This is a genomic window from Paenibacillus sp. FSL R7-0297 (assembly GCF_038009025.1).
Lineage (GTDB): Bacteria > Bacillota > Bacilli > Paenibacillales > Paenibacillaceae > Paenibacillus_AQ.
Window position 1 is genome coordinate 4,561,896 of sequence record NZ_JBBPAQ010000001.1, and the last position, 22,901, is coordinate 4,584,796.

28 protein-coding genes and 1 riboswitch are annotated in these 22,901 nt (G+C 51.5%); of the genes, 24 read left to right on the top strand and 4 right to left on the bottom strand.

Annotation, left to right across the window (positions count from 1 at the left end; translation table 11 throughout):
- The first annotated feature begins 13 nt into the window (after positions 1-13).
- Both MKZ24_RS20110 and murB read left to right on the top strand, forming a co-directional pair.
- A complete protein-coding gene (locus MKZ24_RS20110; protein WP_042236759.1) occupies positions 14-823 on the top strand; it encodes a (2Fe-2S)-binding protein in 810 nt (269 codons plus the stop codon).
- Positions 824-996: 173 nt separating this feature from the next.
- On the top strand, positions 997-1,911 hold the full coding sequence (gene murB, locus MKZ24_RS20115; RefSeq protein ID WP_042236756.1) for a UDP-N-acetylmuramate dehydrogenase: 915 nt from the start codon (positions 997-999) through the stop codon (positions 1,909-1,911).
- Positions 1,912-2,046: 135 nt separating this feature from the next.
- Here murB and MKZ24_RS20120 read toward each other — a convergent pair whose 3' ends face one another.
- Entirely contained in the window at positions 2,047-2,382 is a 336-nt protein-coding gene (locus MKZ24_RS20120; protein ID WP_042236754.1) for a hypothetical protein, read from the bottom strand.
- Positions 2,383-2,597: 215 nt separating this feature from the next.
- On the opposite strand from MKZ24_RS20120, the gene MKZ24_RS20125 reads away from it, so the two are divergent.
- The 13 genes from MKZ24_RS20125 to MKZ24_RS20185 all read left to right on the top strand — a co-directional run bounded on the left by MKZ24_RS20125 (position 2,598) and on the right by MKZ24_RS20185 (position 12,681).
- On the top strand, positions 2,598-3,446 hold the full coding sequence (locus MKZ24_RS20125; protein ID WP_052416461.1) for an ABC transporter ATP-binding protein: 849 nt from the start codon (positions 2,598-2,600) through the stop codon (positions 3,444-3,446).
- A 134-nt stretch (positions 3,447-3,580) separates the two neighbouring features.
- On the top strand, positions 3,581-4,126 hold the full coding sequence (locus tag MKZ24_RS20130; protein ID WP_331281872.1) for an ABC transporter permease: 546 nt from the start codon (positions 3,581-3,583) through the stop codon (positions 4,124-4,126).
- 98 nt (positions 4,127-4,224) lie between these two features.
- Positions 4,225-4,965, top strand: a complete 741-nt coding sequence (locus MKZ24_RS20135) for a ZIP family metal transporter (protein ID WP_042236748.1) — start codon at positions 4,225-4,227, stop codon at positions 4,963-4,965.
- Positions 4,966-5,055: 90 nt separating this feature from the next.
- Positions 5,056-5,099, top strand: a riboswitch (PreQ1 riboswitch).
- Between the two features lie 175 nt (positions 5,100-5,274).
- Positions 5,275-5,775 carry a preQ(1) synthase gene (gene queF / locus MKZ24_RS20140; protein WP_042236746.1) on the top strand — a complete coding sequence of 167 codons (501 nt, stop codon included), beginning with the start codon at positions 5,275-5,277 and terminating at the stop codon, positions 5,773-5,775.
- Positions 5,776-5,823: 48 nt separating this feature from the next.
- Positions 5,824-6,486 (top strand): 7-cyano-7-deazaguanine synthase QueC, encoded by a 663-nt coding sequence (queC, locus tag MKZ24_RS20145; RefSeq protein WP_042236744.1) that lies wholly within the window; start codon positions 5,824-5,826, stop codon positions 6,484-6,486.
- Entirely contained in the window at positions 6,486-6,968 is a 483-nt protein-coding gene (gene queD, locus MKZ24_RS20150) for a 6-carboxytetrahydropterin synthase QueD (protein ID WP_042236742.1), read from the top strand. Before queC ends, queD begins: the two co-directional genes overlap by 1 nt.
- Entirely contained in the window at positions 6,961-7,683 is a 723-nt protein-coding gene (gene queE, locus MKZ24_RS20155) for a 7-carboxy-7-deazaguanine synthase QueE (protein WP_340785801.1), read from the top strand. Before queD ends, queE begins: the two co-directional genes overlap by 8 nt.
- Positions 7,684-7,898: 215 nt before the next feature.
- Positions 7,899-8,060, top strand: a complete 162-nt coding sequence (locus MKZ24_RS20160) for a hypothetical protein (protein ID WP_340785803.1) — start codon at positions 7,899-7,901, stop codon at positions 8,058-8,060.
- A 77-nt stretch (positions 8,061-8,137) separates the two neighbouring features.
- Entirely contained in the window at positions 8,138-8,665 is a 528-nt protein-coding gene (locus MKZ24_RS20165; RefSeq protein WP_340790193.1) for a cysteine hydrolase family protein, read from the top strand.
- Complete coding sequence (locus tag MKZ24_RS20170) at positions 8,662-9,480, top strand: VanW family protein (RefSeq protein WP_340785805.1); 819 nt, start codon at positions 8,662-8,664, stop codon at positions 9,478-9,480. The genes MKZ24_RS20165 and MKZ24_RS20170 overlap by 4 nt, the downstream gene beginning before the upstream one ends.
- Before the next feature lie 89 nt (positions 9,481-9,569).
- Positions 9,570-10,706 (top strand): zinc-dependent alcohol dehydrogenase, encoded by a 1,137-nt coding sequence (locus MKZ24_RS20175; RefSeq protein WP_042236738.1) that lies wholly within the window; start codon positions 9,570-9,572, stop codon positions 10,704-10,706.
- A 158-nt stretch (positions 10,707-10,864) separates the two neighbouring features.
- Positions 10,865-11,779: a DMT family transporter gene (locus tag MKZ24_RS20180; RefSeq protein WP_042236736.1), complete on the top strand. Its 915-nt coding sequence runs from the start codon at positions 10,865-10,867 to the stop codon at positions 11,777-11,779.
- 65 nt (positions 11,780-11,844) lie between these two features.
- Complete coding sequence (locus MKZ24_RS20185) at positions 11,845-12,681, top strand: class I SAM-dependent methyltransferase (RefSeq protein WP_042236733.1); 837 nt, start codon at positions 11,845-11,847, stop codon at positions 12,679-12,681.
- A gap of 451 nt (positions 12,682-13,132) precedes the next feature.
- Here the strand turns inward: MKZ24_RS20185 and MKZ24_RS20190 are convergent, their stop codons facing one another.
- Positions 13,133-14,062 carry a LysR family transcriptional regulator gene (locus MKZ24_RS20190; protein ID WP_340785808.1) on the bottom strand — a complete coding sequence of 310 codons (930 nt, stop codon included), beginning with the start codon at positions 14,060-14,062 and terminating at the stop codon, positions 13,133-13,135.
- Positions 14,063-14,321: 259 nt separating this feature from the next.
- Here MKZ24_RS20190 and MKZ24_RS20195 point away from each other — a divergent pair, with 259 nt between their 5' ends.
- The 9 genes from MKZ24_RS20195 to MKZ24_RS20235 all read left to right on the top strand — a co-directional run bounded on the left by MKZ24_RS20195 (position 14,322) and on the right by MKZ24_RS20235 (position 21,024).
- A complete protein-coding gene (locus MKZ24_RS20195) occupies positions 14,322-15,269 on the top strand; it encodes a phosphate ABC transporter substrate-binding protein PstS family protein (RefSeq protein ID WP_039298912.1) in 948 nt (315 codons plus the stop codon).
- Positions 15,270-15,368: 99 nt separating this feature from the next.
- Positions 15,369-16,271, top strand: a complete 903-nt coding sequence (gene pstC / locus MKZ24_RS20200) for a phosphate ABC transporter permease subunit PstC (protein ID WP_039298909.1) — start codon at positions 15,369-15,371, stop codon at positions 16,269-16,271.
- On the top strand, positions 16,268-17,164 hold the full coding sequence (gene pstA / locus MKZ24_RS20205) for a phosphate ABC transporter permease PstA (protein ID WP_039298906.1): 897 nt from the start codon (positions 16,268-16,270) through the stop codon (positions 17,162-17,164). The genes pstC and pstA overlap by 4 nt, the downstream gene beginning before the upstream one ends.
- Positions 17,165-17,259: 95 nt before the next feature.
- Positions 17,260-18,036 (top strand): phosphate ABC transporter ATP-binding protein PstB, encoded by a 777-nt coding sequence (gene pstB, locus MKZ24_RS20210; RefSeq protein ID WP_042236732.1) that lies wholly within the window; start codon positions 17,260-17,262, stop codon positions 18,034-18,036.
- 151 nt (positions 18,037-18,187) lie between these two features.
- Entirely contained in the window at positions 18,188-18,397 is a 210-nt protein-coding gene (locus MKZ24_RS20215; protein WP_042236731.1) for a helix-turn-helix transcriptional regulator, read from the top strand.
- A complete protein-coding gene (locus MKZ24_RS20220) occupies positions 18,394-18,867 on the top strand; it encodes a DUF6773 family protein (RefSeq protein ID WP_340785814.1) in 474 nt (157 codons plus the stop codon). The genes MKZ24_RS20215 and MKZ24_RS20220 overlap by 4 nt, the downstream gene beginning before the upstream one ends.
- Positions 18,868-19,001: 134 nt before the next feature.
- Entirely contained in the window at positions 19,002-19,730 is a 729-nt protein-coding gene (locus tag MKZ24_RS20225) for an MBL fold metallo-hydrolase (protein ID WP_340785816.1), read from the top strand.
- Positions 19,723-20,307 (top strand): TetR/AcrR family transcriptional regulator, encoded by a 585-nt coding sequence (locus MKZ24_RS20230; protein ID WP_042236728.1) that lies wholly within the window; start codon positions 19,723-19,725, stop codon positions 20,305-20,307. The genes MKZ24_RS20225 and MKZ24_RS20230 overlap by 8 nt, the downstream gene beginning before the upstream one ends.
- Before the next feature lie 24 nt (positions 20,308-20,331).
- On the top strand, positions 20,332-21,024 hold the full coding sequence (locus tag MKZ24_RS20235) for an AlkZ-related protein (protein ID WP_340785819.1): 693 nt from the start codon (positions 20,332-20,334) through the stop codon (positions 21,022-21,024).
- Positions 21,025-21,162: 138 nt separating this feature from the next.
- On the opposite strand, the gene MKZ24_RS20240 is transcribed toward MKZ24_RS20235, so the two are convergent.
- Positions 21,163-21,336 carry a hypothetical protein gene (locus MKZ24_RS20240; protein ID WP_340785820.1) on the bottom strand — a complete coding sequence of 58 codons (174 nt, stop codon included), beginning with the start codon at positions 21,334-21,336 and terminating at the stop codon, positions 21,163-21,165.
- Positions 21,337-21,634: 298 nt separating this feature from the next.
- Positions 21,635-22,864: an aminopeptidase gene (locus MKZ24_RS20245; RefSeq protein ID WP_340785821.1), complete on the bottom strand. Its 1,230-nt coding sequence runs from the start codon at positions 22,862-22,864 to the stop codon at positions 21,635-21,637.
- Positions 22,865-22,901: the final 37 nt, after the last annotated feature.

Here is a 22,901-nt window from a genome sequence, read left to right on the forward strand (position 1 = left end):
AAGGGGCAGTGCAATGAACGAACAATTGATTCAGGAATTCACCACCAAGTTTGACCTGCATCCTGCGGTGCCGGAGGGGGCTCTGCACTCCTTCGCTGCGGCTGAACTGGTGCATGAGCAGGGTATGAGGGCATTTGTAGACACTTACGGGCCGTTAATGAAAGCGTTGGACGATAAAGCAGTTGCGGCATATTTCGGCGGCTATATGTCCAATCTGGCGCTTGCGGTTCAGTATTCAGTCACAGGATTCTCCTTCGTTCCTGGGCTCAGCCTAGCGAATCTGGGGATTCATCTCATTCCGGCAGACGGATATTGCCGGATTGCCTTCTCCCTTCACGTGTGGAAGACCGAGCAGGCTCCTGAGGAACAGCAGAGCAGGGACGCGTGGCGAAATGATGTGTTTGCCCGCTTTTATCAAGAGACTGCCGGGCCTCTGGTACGCTGTATTTCACAGGTGAGCGGTTTATCACTTGGTGAGGTCTGGGGACAGATGCCGTCCAAATTCAATTATTATGTGGAGTCCTTTGCAGCCGGAATTACTGATCCTGCGGTGCTTAAGCAGATTGAAGCAGATTACAGCTATCTGAAAGATGAACTGCCTGCTGAAGTATTCCAGATGCCCCGGAATCCGTTTCATGTGAAGGTACGGAGAATTGAATCGATCGCTGACCCGGAGCAGACTGTACAGATGCGCAACCGCTGCTGTATGTATTACCGGACAGAAGGCGGCCGTCTATGTTATACCTGCCCCCGGATGAAAGAAGAGGAACGTGCAGCGAGAAGGGAAGAATTCCGCTCAGAGCGTGCTGCGGCCGGGAGTTAGGTTATAATCGGGAATGATGAAACATAATAATGCTGTATGCAGCTTCCAAACAGGCTCCTGTCATTGACAAGGGAGCCTGTTCGTTGTTAAAGTTGTGGTTGCCGCGATGCACAGACAGTTGAGGCAGGCAGACGATCACGATCATCATTTCCATAGAGTTAGGAGCATGAAGTATGAATATAGACAACATATATAAAGACCTGCAGCAGCTGGTCACCGCAGGCTCGCTGAAGCATCATGAGAGTCTTAAGCATCTGGTGTATACCCGCATGGGCGGGGAAGCGGATATTTGGGCTGCTCCGGCAACCTACGATGAAATTCAGAGAATATATACATATGCGCAGGATCATAATATTCCGCTTACTGTACTTGGAAACGGCTCGAATGTCATTATCCGTGACGGCGGCATCCGTGGTATTGTGCTTCAGACCTCTGACATGACGGAAATGGGCATCCGGGACGGACTGCTCTACGCGCAGTGCGGGGCGAAGATTATTGATGCTTCAAGATATGCGCTGGAGCAGGAGCTTACGGGGCTGGAGTTCGCCTGCGGCATCCCCGGAACGGTAGGCGGGGCGCTGTATATGAATGCCGGAGCTTACGGCGGTGAGGTTAAGGATGTGCTGCAAAGTGCACTTGTGATTGATAAGGACGGACAGCTAATTACTATGCAGGGTGACCAGCTTCAGTGGGGCTACCGCAAAAGTATCTTTGCCAGCGGAGAGTATATTGTGCTGGAGGCCAGATTTGCCCTTCAGCCGGGTGATCCTGCTGCGATCAAATCCTCCATGGATGAGCTGACCTATCTCCGGGAATCCAAACAGCCGCTGGAATATCCTTCTTGCGGCAGTGTGTTCAAGCGGCCGCCGGGCCGCTATGCCGGCCAGCTGATTCAGGAGAGCGGCCTGCAGGGTACCCGCATCGGCGGAGCGGAGGTATCGCGCAAGCATGCCGGATTCATCGTCAATGCGGATAATGCCACGGCCAGTGATTACATCGGACTGATTCAGCATGTGCGTTCAACGGTCAAGGATAAATTCGATGTCGAGCTGGAGACGGAAGTCGAGATTCTCGGGGAAGAAGCATAGATCAGCTAGTAAATTCTTATATTTGAATCATAGACGTGTGTAAGGCCATGGGTGTGTTTCACCCATGGCCTGTATGTGTCTCAAGTAGAGGGGAAATAACAAGACGCGCTCAACTTCCCTGCAGTACTAGAGCATTTAGCTCAAAGCCAGCGAATATTTCGCTCTGTCCGTCTCCAGTTCAACATTATCCTCAGCTATTGTATTCAGCTTCAGCCCGCTTACTGCGATCTCATAATTAGGCTGCGGAAGCGGCACAAGCTCACCGTCTGCATTGAGTGTATTTCCCGTTCCCCGCAGAATCAGTGCACTGCCCAGGTATTCATCAAGGACATCCTCGGCATTGCGGTAGTCTACCGTGTCCAGATTAAAGTGAACAGTATCCAGATCATCCAGCTCCTGCTTCTTGATCACCAGGGTTGCATGCTCCGGCGACTCCAGCCAATCGATAAGCTTCTGTACATTTTGTTCCATATAGGATCCCATCCTTTGGTTAGTAAGAGATTGATAATTCTAAGTTACCCTTTTCCCGGCAAATGAATCCATCGGCCTGTCACATCTCCGCTCTCCCATCACAGGAAACGCAGGAGCTTAAGGTGAATGTTATAAATATCATGCCGGAGGGATGTTCATCTGCTTATAAGAATAAGCTTGGATAAGGCAAACTATAAGCAAAGGTGGTTAGGCCATTGATTCAGCTTAAGGAGGTCTCCAGACTATATCAGGGTAGGCGGGCCGTTGACCGGTTGTCATTCACCGTGGAGCAAGGTGAGATCTTTGGATTCCTCGGTCCAAACGGCGCCGGCAAAACAACAACAATCCGTATGATGACCGGACTGCTCACTCCCAGTGAAGGTGAAATATTAATTAATGGAATGAATATTTCACAGCATAAAAAGAAAATTCATAGTTCAATCGGGGTCGTCTTTGAGCTTCCTAATCTCTACATGCGCAGTTCGATCCGCGGTAATCTCAACCTCTTCGCCGATCTGTACGGCGTATCCAGGCAGCGAATTGATGAGGTGCTGCAAAGCCTTCAACTGGAGGAGCGGCAGCATGCCAGAGTGAGCAGCTTATCCAAAGGGTGGAAGCAGCGTGTGCTGATTGCCAGGAGTCTTCTGCACAATCCCGCAGTCCTGTTCCTCGATGAACCTACCAGCGGACTGGACCCGAATTCAGCGGCGTTAATCAGAGAGTACATACAACGAATCAAAGCAGAAGGCACGACTGTTGTGATGACTACCCATGATATGCTCGAAGCCGAAGAGCTAAGTGACCGTGTAGGCATCATGCACGGCGGCAGACTGGTAGCGCTTGATCGGCCGCAGCGTCTGAAGCAGAGATACGGGAAGGCAGAGTTAGCCGCTGAATATTGGCAGGATTCCAGGGTCGCACGTGAATCCTGGCCGCTGTCAGGAGAAATCACTAAGGATCGCGTGTATCAGCTGCTGTCCGAAGGACAGCTCATCAGCCTGCACAGCAGGGAAGCCACGCTCGCGGATGTCTTCGCGGCTTTGACGGGAAGTGAGCTGAGTTGAGTCCGGTGCTGAAGCTGATTAAGCATGAATGCAGGGATCTGTTGCGTAATCCTTCTTGTATCATCCTCTTGTTATTGCCAATCTTCATGTCTAAAATACTAATATCCGTTATGCAGACCGGTGAATCCAATTTCATGCTGCTGTCTACCTGGATTCTGTTCGCCGAGGTGATGGTAGGCATTATGCTCACCGGCCCGTCCCTGCTGGAAGAGCGCGAGAGCCGCACCTTCGATGCCCTGCTGGTATCTCCGCTCGGACGGGGACAGATTATTCTCGCCAAAGGCGCTACCGTGCTGATGTTCTCTTTACTGGCACAATGCGTCGTTTTTCTGCTGAATGAAGGAGCGCACAGCGGTTTACTGGCGGCTCTGCCATATATGCTGGCCGGAGGGATTATTTTCGTCGAGGTCGGGATGGTCATCGGGCTTAAGCTTAGCTCGGCGAAAAACGGCGCAGCCGTCAGTTCAGCAGCGATGATTGTGTTTTTTCTGGTGGTTTCCGTATATGGTTCCTTGCCGGACTGGGCTTATCCGCTATTCGCCCTACTACCGAGTGTGGAGGTCGTAGAGAATTTGAATAGTGTCCTGAACGGGAGCGGTCCCTTGCTGGGCGAAAGCCTGTTATTGCTCCTCTGGATCTCCGCGCTGGCCGTATGGATATGGAGAATAGATCTCGAATAGGTGCCCGCCGGAAGATGCATTGTTTGCAGTGCCCCATTAGGGTGTAAACTACATCTATGCACTTCAATAACAATACATGAACGGGGAAGGTGAGCATAATGTGGGGTGCATTGATGTGGGGAGCCATTTCCGGCTCTGCTGTATTACTCGGGGCGCTGCTCGCTCTGTTCCTGTCCATTCCCACCAAGCTGATCGGATTCATTATGGCCTTCGGGACAGGCGTACTTATTGGAGCAGCTGCTTATGAACTGCTGGAGGATTCCGCGAGTGACGGCGGGCTGACCCCGACGATCATCGGTTTTACCGCAGGGGCATTGGTGTTCACGCTGTTCGACTGGTATATCTCGCGAAAAGGCGGAGCCGGCCGCAAACGCTCAGCCAGAGCTTCAGGGAAGAAGGAAGCTAAAGGCGGGAGCGGCCTGGCTATTTTTGCCGGAACGGTACTGGATGCTATTCCTGAGTCGATCATGATCGGGGCCAGTCTGATTGCCGGTCAAGGTGTAAGTCTGCTGCTGGTCATCGCTATTTTTATCAGTAATATCCCGGAAGGGCTGTCGAGCACGGCAGGGCTGAAGCAGGACGGCTACGGCAAAAGAAAAATTATGCTGCTGTGGTTCGGCGTACTGGTGATCTCCACCCTGGCTTCAGGGGCGGGTTATACGTTTATGGACCATGCAAGCGGATATACGGAGGCGATGATTGCTTCTTTTGCCGGGGGCGGAATAATCGCGATGGTCTCCTCCAGCATGATGCCCGAAGCTTATGAGGAAGGTGGACCGCTAACGGGATTTATCGCCGCCATGGGTCTGCTGTGCTCGCTGATTCTGGATCAGCTGTGAGGGTTGTCAAGCCTCCGGCAATCATGGTATAGTTCAAGACGCACCATATGTACAGTTATCAGCATAAAGAAGGAATCTGCGTGCGCAAGCGCAGGAGAGGTTCGCAAACTCCCTCTATAAAAAACTAAGACCGCTACAGGCATGAGCAGCTTTCCGGATATCCGGGGGCTTTAGAAGTACGGGCATTTGCCTGTACTTATTTCTTGTTATGCCGCGCGTGTCTCAACTTAGTAGAGCCAGGTTTTCGAAATCTCGTTCTTCTTTCCAGTTCAGGCCAGGAGCCTAGGGAAAAGAGAGGGGTTTTTTGTCATGTCAGAAGGCAGACTGAAAGAGGAAATACAGGAGGTTACCCTGCTGGGAAATCAAGGTACGAAGTATAATTTCGGCTATGACCCGGAGATTCTGGAGGCGTTCGATAACAAGCATCCCCGCCGTGATTATTTTGTCAAATTCAACTGCCCGGAGTTCACCAGCCTGTGTCCCGTTACCGGACAGCCGGATTTCGGCGTGATGTACATCTCGTATATTCCGGATATCAAAATGGTTGAATCCAAATCCCTGAAGCTCTATCTGTTCAGCTTCCGCAATCACGGGGATTTCCATGAAGACTGTGTCAACATTATTATGAATGATCTGATCTCGCTGATGGAGCCCCGCTATATTGAGGTCTGGGGTAAATTCACGCCGCGCGGCGGCATTTCCATCGATCCTTACTGCAACTGGGGGCGTCCGGGAACGAAATATGAGGCCATGGCCGAGCACCGGCTGATGAACCACGACCTGTATCCCGAGAAAGTGGATAACCGTTAATCCGGGAGATCTGCAGCACACAGAACAATAAGGAGGAGAGAACTTACGATGAATAAAAAAGCACTGGTCGTCTTCAGCGGCGGCCAAGACAGCACCACCTGTCTGGTATGGGCTTTGCAGCAGTTCCAGGAGGTTCAGGTGGTTACTTTTAATTATAATCAGCGCCATGCGGCAGAGATTGAAGTCGCCAAGGAGATTGCCGCGAAGTTTGGGGTGAAGCAGCATATTCTCGATCTGGGACTGCTGAATCAGCTGGCCCCGAACGCGCTAACCCGGGATGATATCGAAATCGCTGCCGGGGAGGGCGCGGAGCTGCCGAGTACATTTGTAGACGGACGGAACCTGCTATTCCTGTCCTTTGCAGCGATTCTGGCCAAGCAGCTGGGCTATAGCAATATCATCACCGGTGTCTGCCAGACGGACTTCAGCGGATACCCGGATTGCCGGGATGTGTTCGTGAAATCACTGAATGTTACACTTAATCTGTCGATGGATGTTGAGTTCGTAATCCATACTCCGCTGATGTGGCTGGACAAAAAAGAAACCTGGAAAATGGCCGATGAGCTTGGCTACTTCGACTATATCCGTGAGCAGACGCTTACCTGCTACAACGGGATGATCGGCAGCGGCTGCGGCACCTGTCCGGCATGTCTGCTCCGCCAGCGCGGCCTTGAGCAATATGAGGCGGAGCGTCAGGAGGCTGGACTATAATGCTGGGCGAAATATCTGTCTGCAAAATCTTCACCTTCGATGCCGCCCATCAGCTGATCGGGCACAAGGGGAAATGCAGCAATCTGCACGGGCATACGTACAAGCTTGAGGTTGTGCTGAAAGGTGTACCTTCTGTCGCACAGGGTCAATCGGACGAGGGGTTTGTTGTCGATTTCAGTGACATCAAAACAATCGTGAAGCAGCTTGTAGTCGACCGGTTGGATCATGCTTTTCTGGCAATGGGCAATGAGCCTGTGCTGGAGACACTTACATCTACAGGCTCTAAGGTAGCACTGCTGTCGTTCCGTACGACGGCGGAGAACATGTCAGCATACATCGCTTATGAGCTGAAGCAGGCTTCTCTGCCGGTCTATTCCGTTAAGCTGTGGGAGACTCCGACCTCCTGGGCGGAGGTGCTGGCGGCAGACATTCCGGAAGCGGGGCCGTCTTACCGTCTGTACGGAGGCTGTGACCATGAGTAAAATACCGGTAATCGAAATGTTCGGCCCGACGATTCAGGGGGAAGGGGCGGTCATCGGTGTCAAAACGATGTTCGTCCGCACCTACGGCTGCGATTACCGCTGCGGCTGGTGTGATTCAGCCTTTACATGGGATGGTTCGGCGAAGGATAAAGTAATCCTGATGGAACCGCAGGAGATTCTCGCCGGGCTGCTTGAGCTGGCAGGAGATAATTTCAATTGCGTAACCATCTCCGGAGGCAATCCGGCGCTTATCGGGGAAGCCATGGGTGAGTTCATCGCCCTGCTCCACGAACGCGGTATCCAGGCGGCTATAGAGACACAGGGCAGCCGCTGGCAGGACTGGTTCAGTGATGTCGATGTGCTGACGATTAGCCCCAAGCCGCCAAGCTCCGGGATGAAGACCGACTGGGGGAAGCTGGACGAGATCATGGTTAGAGTCGGTAACAACGGCAAGGCGGCTCATAGCCTGAAGGTAGTTGTATTTAACCAGGAGGATTATGAGTATGCCCGGAAGGTACATTTCAGGTACCCGGAGGTCCCGCTGTTTCTTCAGCCGGGGAACGATAATGTCACCGAGGAAGGCGACATTTCAGGCCGCCTGCTGGGCCGGCTGGAGTGGCTGTTTAATCTGGTAATTGCCGACCCGCAGATGAACAAGGCGCGGGTGCTGCCGCAGCTTCACGCACTAATCTGGCATAATAAGCGGGGCAAGTAAGGCTTGCGCATTATATATTGAATGAAGACCGAACCTCTGCGATGCGGAGGTCCGGTCTTTTTGGTGTAGTCCCCGGTCCACCGGCTCTTCCTTCGGGGTGACCACATCCAATTCCTTTTAATGTAATTATTAGGATTTCTGTAACAAGCGGAGGAGAATCACCCCTTCCAGGCGTAATATACTTGATGGATGATCAAGCACGAGGGGGAATTGAAATGGAGAACGGATACTACGCAGGCTGGGGAACCTTGGCACTGATTAATGCGGGAATTGCCCAGGGGAAAAACCGGAGCGGATTAAACTGGTTTCTGCTGTCATTGCTGCTGGGACCAGTAGCTACCTTTATCCTGGTGATCTCGGATAAGCTTCCAGAGTGAATTATCAGTTATAATAATAGGGAGTATTAGTGCCTATACGCCATGGTTATAGCATATGGAGGAGGGGATGAAAATTGATGATGTCAGCCGCATTACTGATCATTGATGTTCAAGAGGCAATGTTTGCTTATCCTGATATGAAGCTGTATGACGAAGAAGGTGTTCTGGAGCGGATCAGCTCACTGCTGGACAAGTCCCGCTTAGCCGGGATTCCGGTGATTTACATCCAGCATACTGAAGAAGAGGGGGAATTTGTGAAGGGGACCCCTACCTGGGAGATCAGCAGCCGCATTGCACCGCAGGCAGGGGAGAAGGTAATCGAGAAGACAACTCCGGATTCCTTCCATCTCACCGGGCTTCAGGAAGAGCTTGAACAGCTTGGGGTGACCGAACTGGTTATCTGCGGGATGCAGACGGATTACTGTGTAAATGCCACCAGCAGACGCGCACATAGCCTTGGGTATTCCAGCGTCCTGGTCAAGGATGCACATAGTACCTTCGATGATAACCCTCTCACGGGTGAAGAAATCGTGAAGCAGCATAATGATGCGCTTGGCTCCGGATTTGCTGTGCTGCGCTCAGAACAGGAAGTCACCTTCCGATGAATCCGGTAATTACCGCAATGAAGCCCATCCGCCGCTCCAGGCTGAGATTATTTGCCGGCAAGCGCTATTTTATCTGGAAAAGATATTGGCAATGGATCACAGCACGGGACAGGCTCGCCAAGGAACTTCACCCGGAAGCTCTGACTTATGCGGCGGCCAGCCATGCCACACCTCTGCTGCGGAGCCTGCGTAATGTCGATATGCAGCTGCAGTATAATAAAATAACGAATTTGCGCTTGGCTGTTGTCAAGCTTGACGGACTGGTCATCCGTCCCGGCGAGACGTTCTCCTATTGGCGGAGTATCGGCAAGCCGACCCGCAGGAAGGGTTATCTGGATGGAATGGTTCTGCATTATGGCGGTTTCCGGTCCGGAACGGGAGGCGGACTCTGCCAGTTGTCGAATCTGATCTACTGGATGGCGCTGCATACACCCCTCACGGTTACTGAGCGGCACCGGCACAGCTATGATGTTTTTCCGGATGAGCAGCGGACACAGCCTTTTGGCAGCGGGGCTACCTGTTCCTATAACTATCTGGATTTGCAGCTTAGGAATGATACGGAGTACACCTACCAGCTGAAGCTTCATCTGGATGATACCCATCTGCACGGGGAATGGCGTTGTGACAGCCGGCAGCTCTACAATTATGAGGTCTATGAAGACGGCCATGTGATCAGCCTGGAACCGTGGGGAGGATATGTACGCAGTAACGCTATCCGACGCAGGGTGCTTACCCATACAGGGGAGCTCGCGGGTGATGAGGCTGTCGCCGAGAATCACGCACTGATGATGTATTCTCCGCTGCTGCACGGATAAATTCGGAGGATTTGGGGTTATAACATAGTATAGCGTGATTTTACAGCCTGTTATGTCCATACCCTACTTCTGAAGGAGTGACTCTCAACATGAAGGCAGTAACCTATCAAGGCAAGAAGAAAGTCGAGGTTAAGGAAGTCGCTGATGCGCGGCTTGAGAAGAAGGATGATATCATTGTCCGCATTACCTCAACCGCCATTTGCGGATCGGATCTGCATATCTATAATGGCGAAATCCCCGGCATGCATGATGATTACATTATCGGCCATGAGCCTATGGGAATTGTGGAAGATGTGGGACCGGAGGTTACCAAGGTCAAGAAGGGTGACCGTGTCATTATCCCTTTTAATGTAGCCTGCGGGCAATGCTTCTTCTGCCAGCACGAGATGGAGAGCCAATGTGACCACGCGAATGAAGCCAAGGATACCGGCGGCTATCTGGGCTATTCAGATACTTACGGCGGCTTCGCCGGAGGGCAGGCCGAGCTGCTGCGTGTACCGTACGGCAATTTCGGCCCCTTTGTCGTTCCGGAGGATGCTGAAATGGAAGACGAGAAGCTGCTGTTCCTCTCGGACATTGTACCGACCGCCTGGTGGGGGGTTGAGAATGCCGGCGTGAAGCCCGGAGATACCGTAATTGTGCTCGGATGCGGGCCAGTGGGGCTGCTGACTCAGAAATTCGCCTGGATGAAAGGCGCGTCCCGGGTCATTGCCGTCGACCATATCCCATACAGGCTGCAGCATGCGAAGCTGACGAATAACGTGGAGATATTAAATTTTGAGGAAATAAAGGATTTTGAGAAGCACTTGAAGGAGATCACCCGCGGCGGTGCCGATGTGGTCATTGATTGTGTAGGTCTCGACGCCAAGAAGACGGTTGTAGAAAAGGTAGAAACAGCCTTGATGCTGCAGGGCGGTTCACTAGGGGCGTTCCGTATCGCATCAGAGGTGGTCCGCAAGTTCGGTACAATTCAGCTTGTAGGGGTGTATGGGCTGAACTATAATATGTTCCCGCTCGGTCATCTGTTTGAACGCAATATTACGCTGAAGATGGGACAGGCTCCGGTCATTCATTATATGCCGGCCCTCTACAAGATGATTAAGGAGAATAAGTTCGATCCCACAGATATCATCACCCACCGCCTGCCGATCAGTCGAGCGGAGCATGGGTACCAGGTATTCCAGGAGAAGGAAGAGGACTGTATCAAGGTTGTGCTTAAGCCATAGATACAGATGCTTATTAGCACTGGTAAAGGCTCATATGAGGCATGGAACCCGCTGAAAGACGGATTCTATGTCTCTTTTATTGAAAAATGCTGCTTTTTTCTGCAATTTGCGTTAAATTAACATAATGAGTCTTACCAAACACGAAGGGGCGACTACGTATGATTCCCAAAAAACCGCCCGTTCCCGTACCGCTGCTGATGGTGATCGGAATTGTGGCCATATCCTTTTCTTCTATCTTCATTAAATGGTCGTCTGCTCCAGTGTCGGTTCAGGGGATGTACCGGCTGCTGTTCACCTCGCTGCTAATGCTGCCGTTCGCCCGCCGTTACAGCGGAGCCGCTTGGGCTCTGCGCCTGAAGGATTGGCTGCTGCTGGGCGTTTCCGGTGTGATGCTGGCCCTTCATTTCCTGCTCTGGATGGGTTCGCTGAATTACACGTCAGTGGCCAGCTCGACGATGATCATGGCTTTGGAACCGTTATTCATTATGCTCGGTGCGTACATACTGTATAAAGAGCGAAACAGCGCCTCTGCTATGCTGGGTATGGCTATTGCAATCTTTGGGGTTGTCTTTATCGGCTGGGGTGATATCGGGCTGTCCGCCGAGAACCTGAAGGGTGACATGCTGTCGGTTGGCGGAACCGTAGCTGTAGCCGCACATTTACTAATCGGTCAGAAGCTGGTGGCGCGTATGCCTTCCTATTTGTACAGCCTGATTGTATTCATCTCTGCGGCCGTTGTGTTTGCTGTTTATAATCTGGTAACAAGTACACCTTTCTTCGCTTATCCGGCCCGGGAATGGGGCATCTTTGTCCTGCTGGCGGTAGTGCCAACCGTATTCGGCCATATTCTGTTTAATTGGCTGCTGCAGTATGCATCTGCGACTACAGTCTCGATGAATATTCTGGGAGAGCCTGTCGGCGCGAGCATTCTTGCGTTCCTGTTGCTGGGTGAACAGCTGAGCGGTTTACAATGGGCAGGAGGCGTGCTGGTCATGGCCGGCCTCGGGGTCTATCTGTATTCCGGACGCAGGAAGGCGCTTAAGCTTCAGGAGGCTCTGCCGAATGCGTCATAATGCGTTAGAAAGGTCGAGCGATGACATGATTTTCACAGAACATATATAAAGGGGTAACGAACGTAATGAATGAACATGATCAGAACGAACCGTCAGGTCTAAACGGCGGGGCCGCTCCTTCCAGTGAGGAGTTGTGGAATGAGGATACCTATGCGGCATGGACAAGCCGGTTCGGATCACCAGCCGAGGCAGCAGAGAGGCTGGCCAAAGATCCGGCAGGGAGGCTGTTCCCGCTGAATGCATATATGGGCGATGTGAAGGGCCGTAAGATTATGAACCTGATGGGTTCGAACGGCATGAAGGCGGTAGCACTCGGCCTGCTGGGGGCGGAAGTCACCGTTGCCGATTTCTCGGAGGCGAATGGGCGTTATGCTGCTGAACTGGCGCAGGAAGCTGGAGTGAAGCTGAATTATATCGTCTCAGATGTGCTGGGACTGCCTGAAGCAGAACTGGACGGCTCGTATGACCTGGTGTTTGCGGAGATGGGAATTGTCCACTATTTCACCGACCTGGCTCCGTTTATGACTACCGCATACCGGCTGCTGGCACCCGGCGGGAAGTTCGTATTGCGCGATTTCCACCCGGTAACGACCAAGCTGATCTCCTCCAAGGGTTCAACCGCCAAGGTGCGCAAGCACAAAGTGAGCGGTGATTATTTCGATACGGCACTGGAAGAGAAGCAGGTGTCCTACTCCAAGTATATGCCTTCTTCCGGAGAAGCAGCGGGGGCAGACAGACCTAATGTTGTCTACTGGCGGCGCTGGACACTCGGCGAGATTGTAACCGCTGCTGCGGCCAGCGGGCTTGTTATTCAGGAGCTGGTGGAAGAGCCGAACCTGTCGTCGGATGTATATGATAAGGGAATTCCCAAGACCTTCACTCTGGTGGCAGAGAAAAGATAATCAACGAAGTGGAAACGGCTTTGCAGTCCTTTTTAAAGACAGCAAAGCCGTTTCAGCGGGAAATAGCAGTAATTTATAGTGTGAAACCTAAGAAGTCATATAAACGGTATCTCTTGAAGCGCGGTTACGTTCGTGCGCTAAGGGATACCGTTTTGTTATGTAAATGTAAATAAAGCCGCACTGTAGACATAAGTGTTGTATGTTTTACAACTTTGATGTATGGGTAGCCAGGTGTTCAGAAGGATTGTTGTATGAATTACAAGAATAATCCTGCTAAGCCGCTTGGAAAAGATGAAATGTTGCCTTTTTTACAAAATTTTAGTTTAGGGTCAATATAATGAGGGAAATGTTGTATTATGGGCAGGATTTTATATAAAGTTACCGGATTCCTGCTCAGGATTGCGGATAATCTGGATATTCCTGCGATGACATCCGCCGCCCGGAAGTCCAACTATTTACTGGGTACCGGATCTTCGCGCTGGTCCTCCTCCTGTAAATTGCCACCACCTGCCATTCCGGCAAAAGCCTTCTGTAACGGGGAGAGGGTGTAGTCTTTGCGCCAGGCCAGCACAAATGCACCATCTCCGGGATGAAGTCCCGGCAGCGGGGCATAGGCCAGACTTCCGGCCGCCACCTCGGCCTCAATCCCTGATTTGGAGAATACTCCGACCATCCCGCCGCCGCTAATCATACGTTTGACCGCCTCCGGCGAGCCGAGTACGGCATGGTTCCACACTTTCACATGATTGAGCTGCGTCCACTTGTCGGAGATTCCGCGCAGGAAGGAGGCGGCTTCATGCTGCACCCAGGGCTCTCGTGCTGCCGCTTCTACCGTAATTTCCTCCGCTCCGGCAAAAGGATGTCCAGGCGCAAAAACCAGCACCGTTTCATCTCTGGCAATCACTTGAGTATGGAAGGAATCATCCTGTCCGTCCGCACTGTGCAGCACGGCCAGCTGAATCTCACGGCTCCGCAGACGCTCCCTGACGGCATCATCCGGCAATATGGACAGGAACACATCAATTCCATCATGCAGGCCAGTGAATTGGGACAGCAGTTTAGGCACAAGATAATTACCGGGGATGTCGCTTGCTGTTAGCTCCAGATTCCCCGACGCCAGAGAGGTGAACTGCTTAACTGTCCGCTCTGCTTCTGCCGTCAGCGATACAATCCGCACAGCATATTGATACAGGGCCCGTCCGGCATCGGTCAGCAGCACCCGGCCGCTCCGGAACTGGAACAGTGAAGCGCCAAGCTCACTCTCGAGACTCTTCATATGGAAGGAAACGGTCGGCTGCTTAAGCCCCATCTCGGCGGCTACGTCCGTTACCTTTTTATATTTTTCAATCAGGACTACGATTTGTAATTTCACAAGATTCATGCTGATTCCTCCGGTTAGATGGCGATAAATTAGCGATTGTTGCTTATATATAGATTATATCTATGGCATTATTCAAAATCTATTATAACTTTTATCTTCCGCTTTACAAACTCAGTACTTTTACATAACGAACGAGCCCTAGAATAAGAAGAGTCAGAAGAGAAGCTGACATGAGCACAGAAATGCTTCCAAAGTGAGTTTTGTACGAAGCAGACCAATGAAGCAGACACTCACAAAACCTTTAGGAGGAAAAAAAACAATGCAATTCAGAAAATCTTGGATCATGGCTTTGGCTTTAACAAGCGTAGTAGCACTTTCGGCATGTGGCAACGGGGGAAATAATGCGGCAACCAATAACGGAGGCAATGCAGCTGCAACAAATACACAAAACAGCAGCGGCGCCGAATTAAGCGGATCTATTCTGGCTTCGGGCTCCACAGCACTGCAGCCGCTCGTAGAGCAGGCAGCAGAGAAATTTATGGATGCTAATGCAGGCGTCGATATTCAGGTTCAAGGCGGCGGAAGCGGAACAGGCTTGACACAAGTTGCTGAGAAGCAAGTGGATATCGGTAACTCCGACGTCTTCGCAGAAGAGAAATTGAAAGATGCTGATGCTGAAAAAGCGGCAGCACTCGTTGATCATCAGGTAGCTGTTGTAGCTATCGCAGCAGTAAGCAATCCGGATGCAGGTGTAGATACACTGACTAAGCAGCAGCTGGTTGACATCTTCACTGGCAAAATCAAGAACTGGAGCGAAGTCGGCGGTGCTGACCAGGCGATTCAGATCATCAACCGTCCTGCAAGCTCAGGTACACGCGCAACCTTCGAGAGCTTCGCGCTTGGCACCAAAACGGATGATCTTCCAGGATCGATTCAAGAGGATTCTTCCGGTACTGTTAAGAAAATTATCGGTGAAACACCGGGAGCTATCGGTTATCTGGCTCTGTCCTACCTGGATGATTCCGTTAAAACCTTGAGCTATGACGGTGTTGAACCTTCTGTAGACAACGTAATTGCCGGTAAATATCCGGTATGGGCTTACGAGCACATGTACACTAACGGTGAGCCGAATGAAACAGTAAAAGCTTTCCTGGACTTCATGATGACTGATGAAGTACAGACAGGAGATGTAGTAGAGCTTGGTTACATTCCGGCTTCGCAGATGCAGGTATCCCGCGATGTAGCAGGAACTGTAACACCTAAGTAAGTACTACAGATTCATTCACAGGTATCATCCATTAGAACTTCATGTGATTAGAGGCGGATTTCTTCTGCCTCTCTTTTCACTTTAGAAAGAGGGAGCATCTTGAGGGTAAAACCAAAGAAAACGCGGTTTGAAAAACATCATATAGAGAATTTTATCGGACGCGCTTATATGTCCTTTTGTGTACTGCTATTGATTGTAATCATTGTATCGATGGTTTATTTCGTAGCCTCTAAAGGAATTGCGAACTTTGTAAGCGGGGAGGTTAAGGTTTCCGATTTCCTGTTCGGCACGAAGTGGTCGCCTGAAGCGGATACGCCTTCTTATGGAGCTTTTCCGTTTATAGCCGGTTCCTTCCTGGTAACACTGCTTGCCGCGCTTATCGCAAGTCCGCTTAGCATCTGTGCCGCATTATTTATGACTGAAATCGTCCCTGGTTGGGGCAAAAAACTGCTGCAGCCGGTTATCGAGCTGTTGTCAGGTATTCCGTCTGTCGTATACGGGTTCGTTGGCTTAAGTGTCATTGTACCTTTTTTGCGGAATACATTGCCCGGACAGGGCATCGGGGTTGCTGCAGGCGCGCTAGTGCTGTCGGTGATGATCCTGCCGACCATTACCAGCGTGGCTGCAGACGCGCTTGCTTCTTTGCCGCAAAACTTGAAAGAATCCTCATTTGCGCTCGGTGCCACTCGCTGGCAGACGATCTCCCGTGTCATTCTCCCGACGACCTTCCCGGCTATTATGACGGGGGTGGTACTGGGGATGGCCCGTGCATTCGGTGAAGCACTTGCTGTACAGATGGTTATCGGTAATGCGCCTTTTGTGCCGCGTTCGCTGTTCGAATCCGCGTCTACTCTGACCAGTGTTATTACGCTGGGTATGGGGAACACGACGATGGGTTCACCGCAGAACAATGCGCTATGGAGCATGGCTCTCGTGCTTATGCTGATGACATTTGTATTCGTACTGCTTGTTAGAATGCTCGAAAGGAGAAATAAAATTTGAAGCCGAGAACAGCAGACAAAATTGCCACTGCTATCATTGTAACGTTCGCTTTGCTTATCGTAGCTATTCTGGTTGGCCTGCTTGGATATATCCTCATCCGCGGGATGAGTCATATCAGCTGGGACTTCCTGACTTCGGCACCACAGAAGATCCGTGCAGGAGGCGGGGTAGGACCTCAGCTCTTCAACTCCCTGTTCCTGCTGGTGCTGACCCTGATTATTACTATACCGCTTGGACTTGGAGCGGGGATCTTCATGGCAGAATATGCCCGTCCCGGCAGACTGACTAACTTCATCCGTCTGGTTGTGGAAGTGTTATCTTCCTTCCCGTCCATCATCGTCGGTCTATTCGGTCTCTTATTGATCGTCAATACCTTCAATCTCGGATTCTCCCTGATCTCGGGAGCACTCGCGCTTACCTTCTTCAACCTTCCGCTGATGGTTCGTATCACCGAGCAGGCTTTCCGCACGGTGCCTAAGCAGCAGAAGGAAGCGGGCTTCGCGCTTGGTTTATCCAAGTGGAAGATTGTGACTTCGGTACTGCTCCCGGTAGCTCTGCCAACGATCATTACGGGAACGATCCTGTCCGCCGGACGCGTCTTCGGTGAAGCGGCAGCATTGATGTTCACGGCGGGGATGAGCAGTCCGCGTCTGGACTTCAGCAACTGGAATCCGCTTAGTCCTTCTTCACCGCTTAACCCGTTCCGTCCGGCAGAAACACTGGCGGTTCATATCTGGAAGGTCAACAGCGAAGGTCTGGCGCCGGATGCGCTGCAGATCGCAGCAGGTGCTTCGGCAGTGCTGGTGCTGACCGTATTAATCTTCAACCTGGCTGCCCGTTTCTTCGGCAGATTCATCTATCGCAAGCTTACCGCTTCCAAGAGAATGAACTAGGCTAATAAGACAAAGAGAGTTTACGCTTTTGAAGCGAGTTTTGCGTAGAAGACTCAGAAAGCGGATGCTGACCAAACTTTTAGGAGGAGTAAGAGATGGGCATAGCGGAACCGGTGGTACGCGAATCATTTCAAACTGAGGATCTGAGTATTTATTATGGCACTTATGAGGCGGTTAAAGGAATTAGTCTTCCCTTCGCCCAGAATACGGTAACAGCATTGATCGGCCCTTCCGGCTGCGGGAAATCAACCTTTCTGCGTTCCCTTAACCGGATGAATGATGATATCTCCGGCTCGACTACCAAAGGCAGCATCTGGATTGACGGTATAGATATCAATGCTTCCGGAACAGATGTTATCAAGCTGCGCCAAAAAATCGGCATGGTCTGGCAAAAGCCGAATCCTTTTTACAAATCCATCTATGACAATATCGCCTTTGGTCCTAAGTATCATGGAATTAAGGGCAAAAAAGCACTGGATGAAATCGTGGAGAGCAGCCTGCGCCGCGCCGCCCTGTGGGATGAGGTCAAAGACCGCTTGAAGGACTCTGCACTGGCATTGTCTGGCGGACAGCAGCAGCGTCTGTGTATTGCCAGGGCACTTTCGGTTAACCCGCAGATCCTGCTGCTTGATGAGCCGGCTTCAGCACTTGATCCTGTATCGACAGGCAAGGTGGAGGAGCTGATTAAGGAACTGAAGGAAGAGCTGCGGATCGTAATCGTTACCCATAACATGCAGCAGGCAGCGCGGATCTCGGATTATACAGCCTACTTCTATCTGGGCTCGCTTGTGGAATATGACAAGACCGAGAAGGTCTTCAGCAATCCGGAGAATCAGATGACCCAGGAATATATTATGGGCCGTTTCGGCTGACGGACAGGCATTACAATAGTTACAGGAGCCATAGGCACCATTCCTTGCGAATGGTGTTTATTTTATACCCTGAATGCAATATATAATGTACATAATGGTTGATATAGATTACAATGTAGTGGAAATACATATCATTCCAGGAGGATTCCGGGTGGGTGAGCATAAGAACATCAAATTGAAGCTGGCGCGGGTGCAGAAAGACCTGTCGCAGGAGCAGCTGGCAGATGCGGTAGGGGTAACGAGACAGACCATCGGTCTGATCGAAGCGGGAAACTACAACCCGACGATGCGATTGTGTATTGCCATTTGCAGAGTGCTGGGTACAACGCTTAACGATATTTTCTGGGAGGAAGAAGAATGAAGCATCGGGGAATTAAGGATGAACGGATCATTACCGAGTTTCAAAAGCTTAATTCGCATGGATTCGCGATTTGTTTTGCAGGACTGATGATTAGCCTCGCGGTGAAAGTATTTATACTGAATTGGGATATAAAATTATGGCTGGATACCTTTCTGATCTTGATGGCGGCTTGTTTATATGTCGTTATTCGAGGAATCCGTGCAGGACTCTATCAGCTGCCGCCTAAGGCGGGGGAGGTGAAACGCTTCAAGAAAATGAATCTTATTGGCGGATTGCTCAGTTCTGTGGTGTGGGGTTCTCTTATGTTTAGCTATGACCTGTTGGATAGTGATCCGATGAATCTGTCCAAAAGCATAGTGAGTACCGTGGCTGGAGCCGTTGTTTTCTTCTTCGGAATTACCGCGCTGCAGTGGCTAATGATCAAGCGGTCCAATAAAAATGCCGACAAAATGCTGGACTCGGAGAACTAGGAAGAATCTGTAGTCAGCGGGGATATAACCCTCGTTTTTCTCAGTACAAATGTAGAAAATACAGTTCCCTCTTGCAAAACTAATGTTATTAGTTTATTATTTAACTAATAACATTAGTTTTGAGGAGGATCCTTATGAGAGTAACTCAAGAAGGTTATCTGCACCAGCTAACCTGGCTGCCGCGCTTATTTCCCGTTAACTGTTATCTGGTCGAAGAAAAAGAGGAGCTTACTCTAATAGATGCAGGCATGCCTTATAGTTTACAAGGTATCCTACAACAGTCCGCCAGGCTTCAGAAGCCGCTTACCCGGATCGTGCTAACCCATGGCCATATGGATCATGTCGGGGCGCTGGATGCGCTCAAGAAGCTTGTTCCTGGGGCCAAGGTCTATATCTCGGAACGCGATGCGGCGCTGCTGGCCGGTGACCGCTCGCTAAGGGCAGGTGAGCTTCAGACCCCGATTAAGGGCAGTGTACCTGCCAAGATAGCAACGAAGCCCGATGTGCTGCTGTACGAAGGGGATACCATCGGCTCACTGACGGCCATAAGTACGCCCGGGCATACTCCGGGATCTATGTCTTTCCGGGATCAGCGCAGTGGCGCACTAATTGTAGGGGATGCGTTCCAGACCTTCCGGGCAACCGCTGTGTCCGGCAAGAAGGTACCGTTGTTTCCTTTTCCGGCTATGGCGACATGGAGTCTGGAGCAGGCACTGGCCAGTGCCTATAAGCTAATTGATCTAGCGCCTTCAGTACTGGCTGTAGGACACGGAAATCTGGTGAGGTACCCGGTAGAAGCCATGAAACATGCGGCAGCAGAGGCGGGCAGGCTATTGGTGAATGGAGGGAAAGTGCATGGCTAGAGCCGGTTTGGACACACATACTCTGGTGCTGGCAGCAGCAGAGCTGGCAGACGCACAGGGTGTTCAGGAGGTGACGCTGGCTGCACTGGCGGCCAAGCTGGGCGTTCGCCCGCCGTCGTTGTATAATCACATTAACGGACTCGCGGGTCTGCGGACACTGCTGGCGATTCACGGGCTGGAGCAGCTCTATGACGCCATGTCAGCTGCAGCGGAAGGCGCACGGGGCGAACAGGCCGTTCATGCGCTGAGTCAGGCTTACATCGGATTTGCCAGACAACATCCGGGGCTGTACGAAACAACATTGAGAGCACCTGAGCAGGGAGACACCGCTCTGGAGGCTGCGGGCGGGAAGGTTCTGTCGCTGATTATTCAAGTCCTGTCCTGCTTTGGGCTGGATGAGGAAGGGAACCTGCACGCCGTCCGGGGATTGCGCAGCATACTGCACGGGTTCTCTGCCCTTGAGAATCAAGGCGGCTTCGGAATGCCGCTGGACTTGAATGTAAGTCTTACCCGGCTGATCCGCGCTTATATTGCCGGAATCCGCTGCATGGGTGAGGGAGCAGATGAGCTTGAATGAAATTACATCAAGGAGGCGGAATGAGTGGGTAGTGTAGAAAGCCTAGAGAGTATTACAACATTTGAGGAGATGGCTGAAGTTGTGGCCAAGCTGGGGATCGTACCGCTGGCCTCGTTGATCCCTGGGCATCCTTCTGTGAACGGGCTGACCCTGGCGGAGAACTGGCATACCGGTTCCGAGCTGGACCCCTGGGGCTGGCGGGTGAGATTTCCGGGAGAAGGGTTGGCCGGATACGGTAAGTTTATTAAGAAAAAAGCCGTTCTGGTATCCCGTGAGTGGCTTCCCGCTTACCTGGCGGCGGCGGGCAGTCCGCGTTCCCTGGAGGAGCGGTATGACAGCGGTCTTGCTACCAGAGAAGCGTTAACGTTATTGCAGATCATCCGGGAGCACGAAGGCATAGAGACACGCCAGCTGCGTTCTATGGCTGATATGAAGGCCAAAGAGAAGAAAACGGCTTTTGACAACGCGGTAACCGAGCTTCAAGGCACTCTGGATATTGTAATCTCTGGAGTTAAGCAACGGCTGAATGCGGACGGTGAGCCGAACGGGTGGAACAGTACCTCTTTTGAAACAACGGGCCACTGGATGAATGATGCGGGAATCGAAACTTTTGAAGGAATGAGAGAAGAGGCGGTGGCGTGGCTGCGTTCGAGAATGGACGGGAGCTGGACACCGGAAGCAATAGCCTGGATCAGCAAGGCGTTAGTCTGGAAATAAGCATATCATGGTAGTCCTCGAGATTAGCGGGGACTATTTTTTTGTACCCCTGTCTACAAAATAAAACGGCTAATCCATTTCCCGCAGGAACAGACCGGCCGTAAGCGCTTACGGGAAAGCGTATATATTGAAGCAGCCTTATAGCATAGGGGCGAGGTATGCAATCAGAAAATACAAAAACCCGAACAGCAGCATGATATAGGCTGTGTACTTGATTGCATCGGAGGCTACAATACTTAAGTCTCTGGGGGCCTGGACTTCCAGACGTTCCGGTTCAGTCGAATCCACTTCTTGATTAAAAGATTCTTTCATCAGGATTCCCTCCTAAGTGTTTGGTAAGCATAAACTTCCAGAGTCGCTTCACAGGTTCTGGCATCAGAAGCTTCGTAATAACTTTGGGTGCGGGACTTGTAAACACTATCCTTAATTGTATTGTGACATATTTGTGAATTAAATTCAACAATATTGTGAATATTCTTTGAACTATCTTCAAATTTGGGCTAGCTCTCATATACAAAAAGACCCCGCCATTCTCCCATATGGGGAACGGCGGGGCCACCACAATTCATTAACAAACATCAAATCTCAATCCTCAACCTACAATAAAAGCTTAAGCCCAATCCCCGTTACGGAAGATCGGATCAACAGAGCCGTCATCGGCAATTCCGTCGATGCTCATCTCCGGGGAACCCATCATGAAGTCTACATGTGTCAGACTCTGGTTCATGCCTCTTTCAGCGAGCTGTTCTTTGGTCATATTGATGCCGTCCTGCAATGTGAAAGCATAAGCAGCACCAAGCGCCAGGTGACAGGAAGCATTCTCGTCATACAGCGTGGTGTAGTAGAGAATACCGCTCTCCGAGATCGGGGAGTGGAAAGGCACCAAGGCCACTTCGCCGAAGTATGCCGCCCCTTCATCCATAGCCAGCAGGGAAGCCAAGGCCTCCTGGCCGACTTCTGCGGTAAAGTCTGTGACCTTGCCGTCCTCCAGGGTCAAGGTAAAGCGGTCGATGATGTTGCCGCCGTAGCTAAGCGGCTTGGTGCTGCTGACCTTGCCGCTAGCACCGGTCTTCAGCGGGGCTGTGAACACTTCCTCGGTCGGAATGTTAGCCAGGAAGGTCATGCCGCGGCTGTTCACCGCACCGGCCTGACACCAGATATGGCCTTCAGGCAGCTCGATCGTCAGATCGGTGCCAGGTGCTGTGTAATGAAGCTTGCGGTACTTCTTGGCGTTCAGCAGATCGCAGCGCTGCTTGAGGCCGCCCAGATGGCTGCTCCAGGCTGCAACGGGGTTCTCCTGGTCTGCGCGCACAGCTTTGAAGATTGCATTCCATAGCAGTTCAATCTGCTGCTCAGGCGCAGCGCCCGGGAATACTTTGGCGGCCCATGAAGGAGAAGGGAAGGCGATGCCGCTCCAGCTGACATGGTTAGCCATCATCATCTCCCGGTAAGGAGCCATGGCCTGGCCGGCGGTCTTCTGGTTATCAGAGATCCGGCTTGGTTCTACCCCGCTCAGCAAGTCCGGATTAGCCGAGATAATGGTCAGGAACGCAGCGCCATTCCGTGCGAGATCCTCCAGCTCATCGGCCTGCCACTTCGGCGGCTCGAGGAAGCTCTCGGATGGAGCAAGATCATAACGTGTCCGTGTGACGAACTCATCGGTATAATTAACCTTTACCAGCTTCGCTCCTGCTTCATAGGCTTGGCGTACAATGAGCCGTACCAGCTCTGCGGAGACGATATCCGCATTGACTACAAGCGTTTGACCGGGCTGAATGTTGACGCCGATCTTTACAGCGAGCAGGGCGTAATTTTCGAGCTTTTGCTTGAAATCCAGCATGATTTCAGCTCCCTTCACTATCTTCTATTTTGTAATA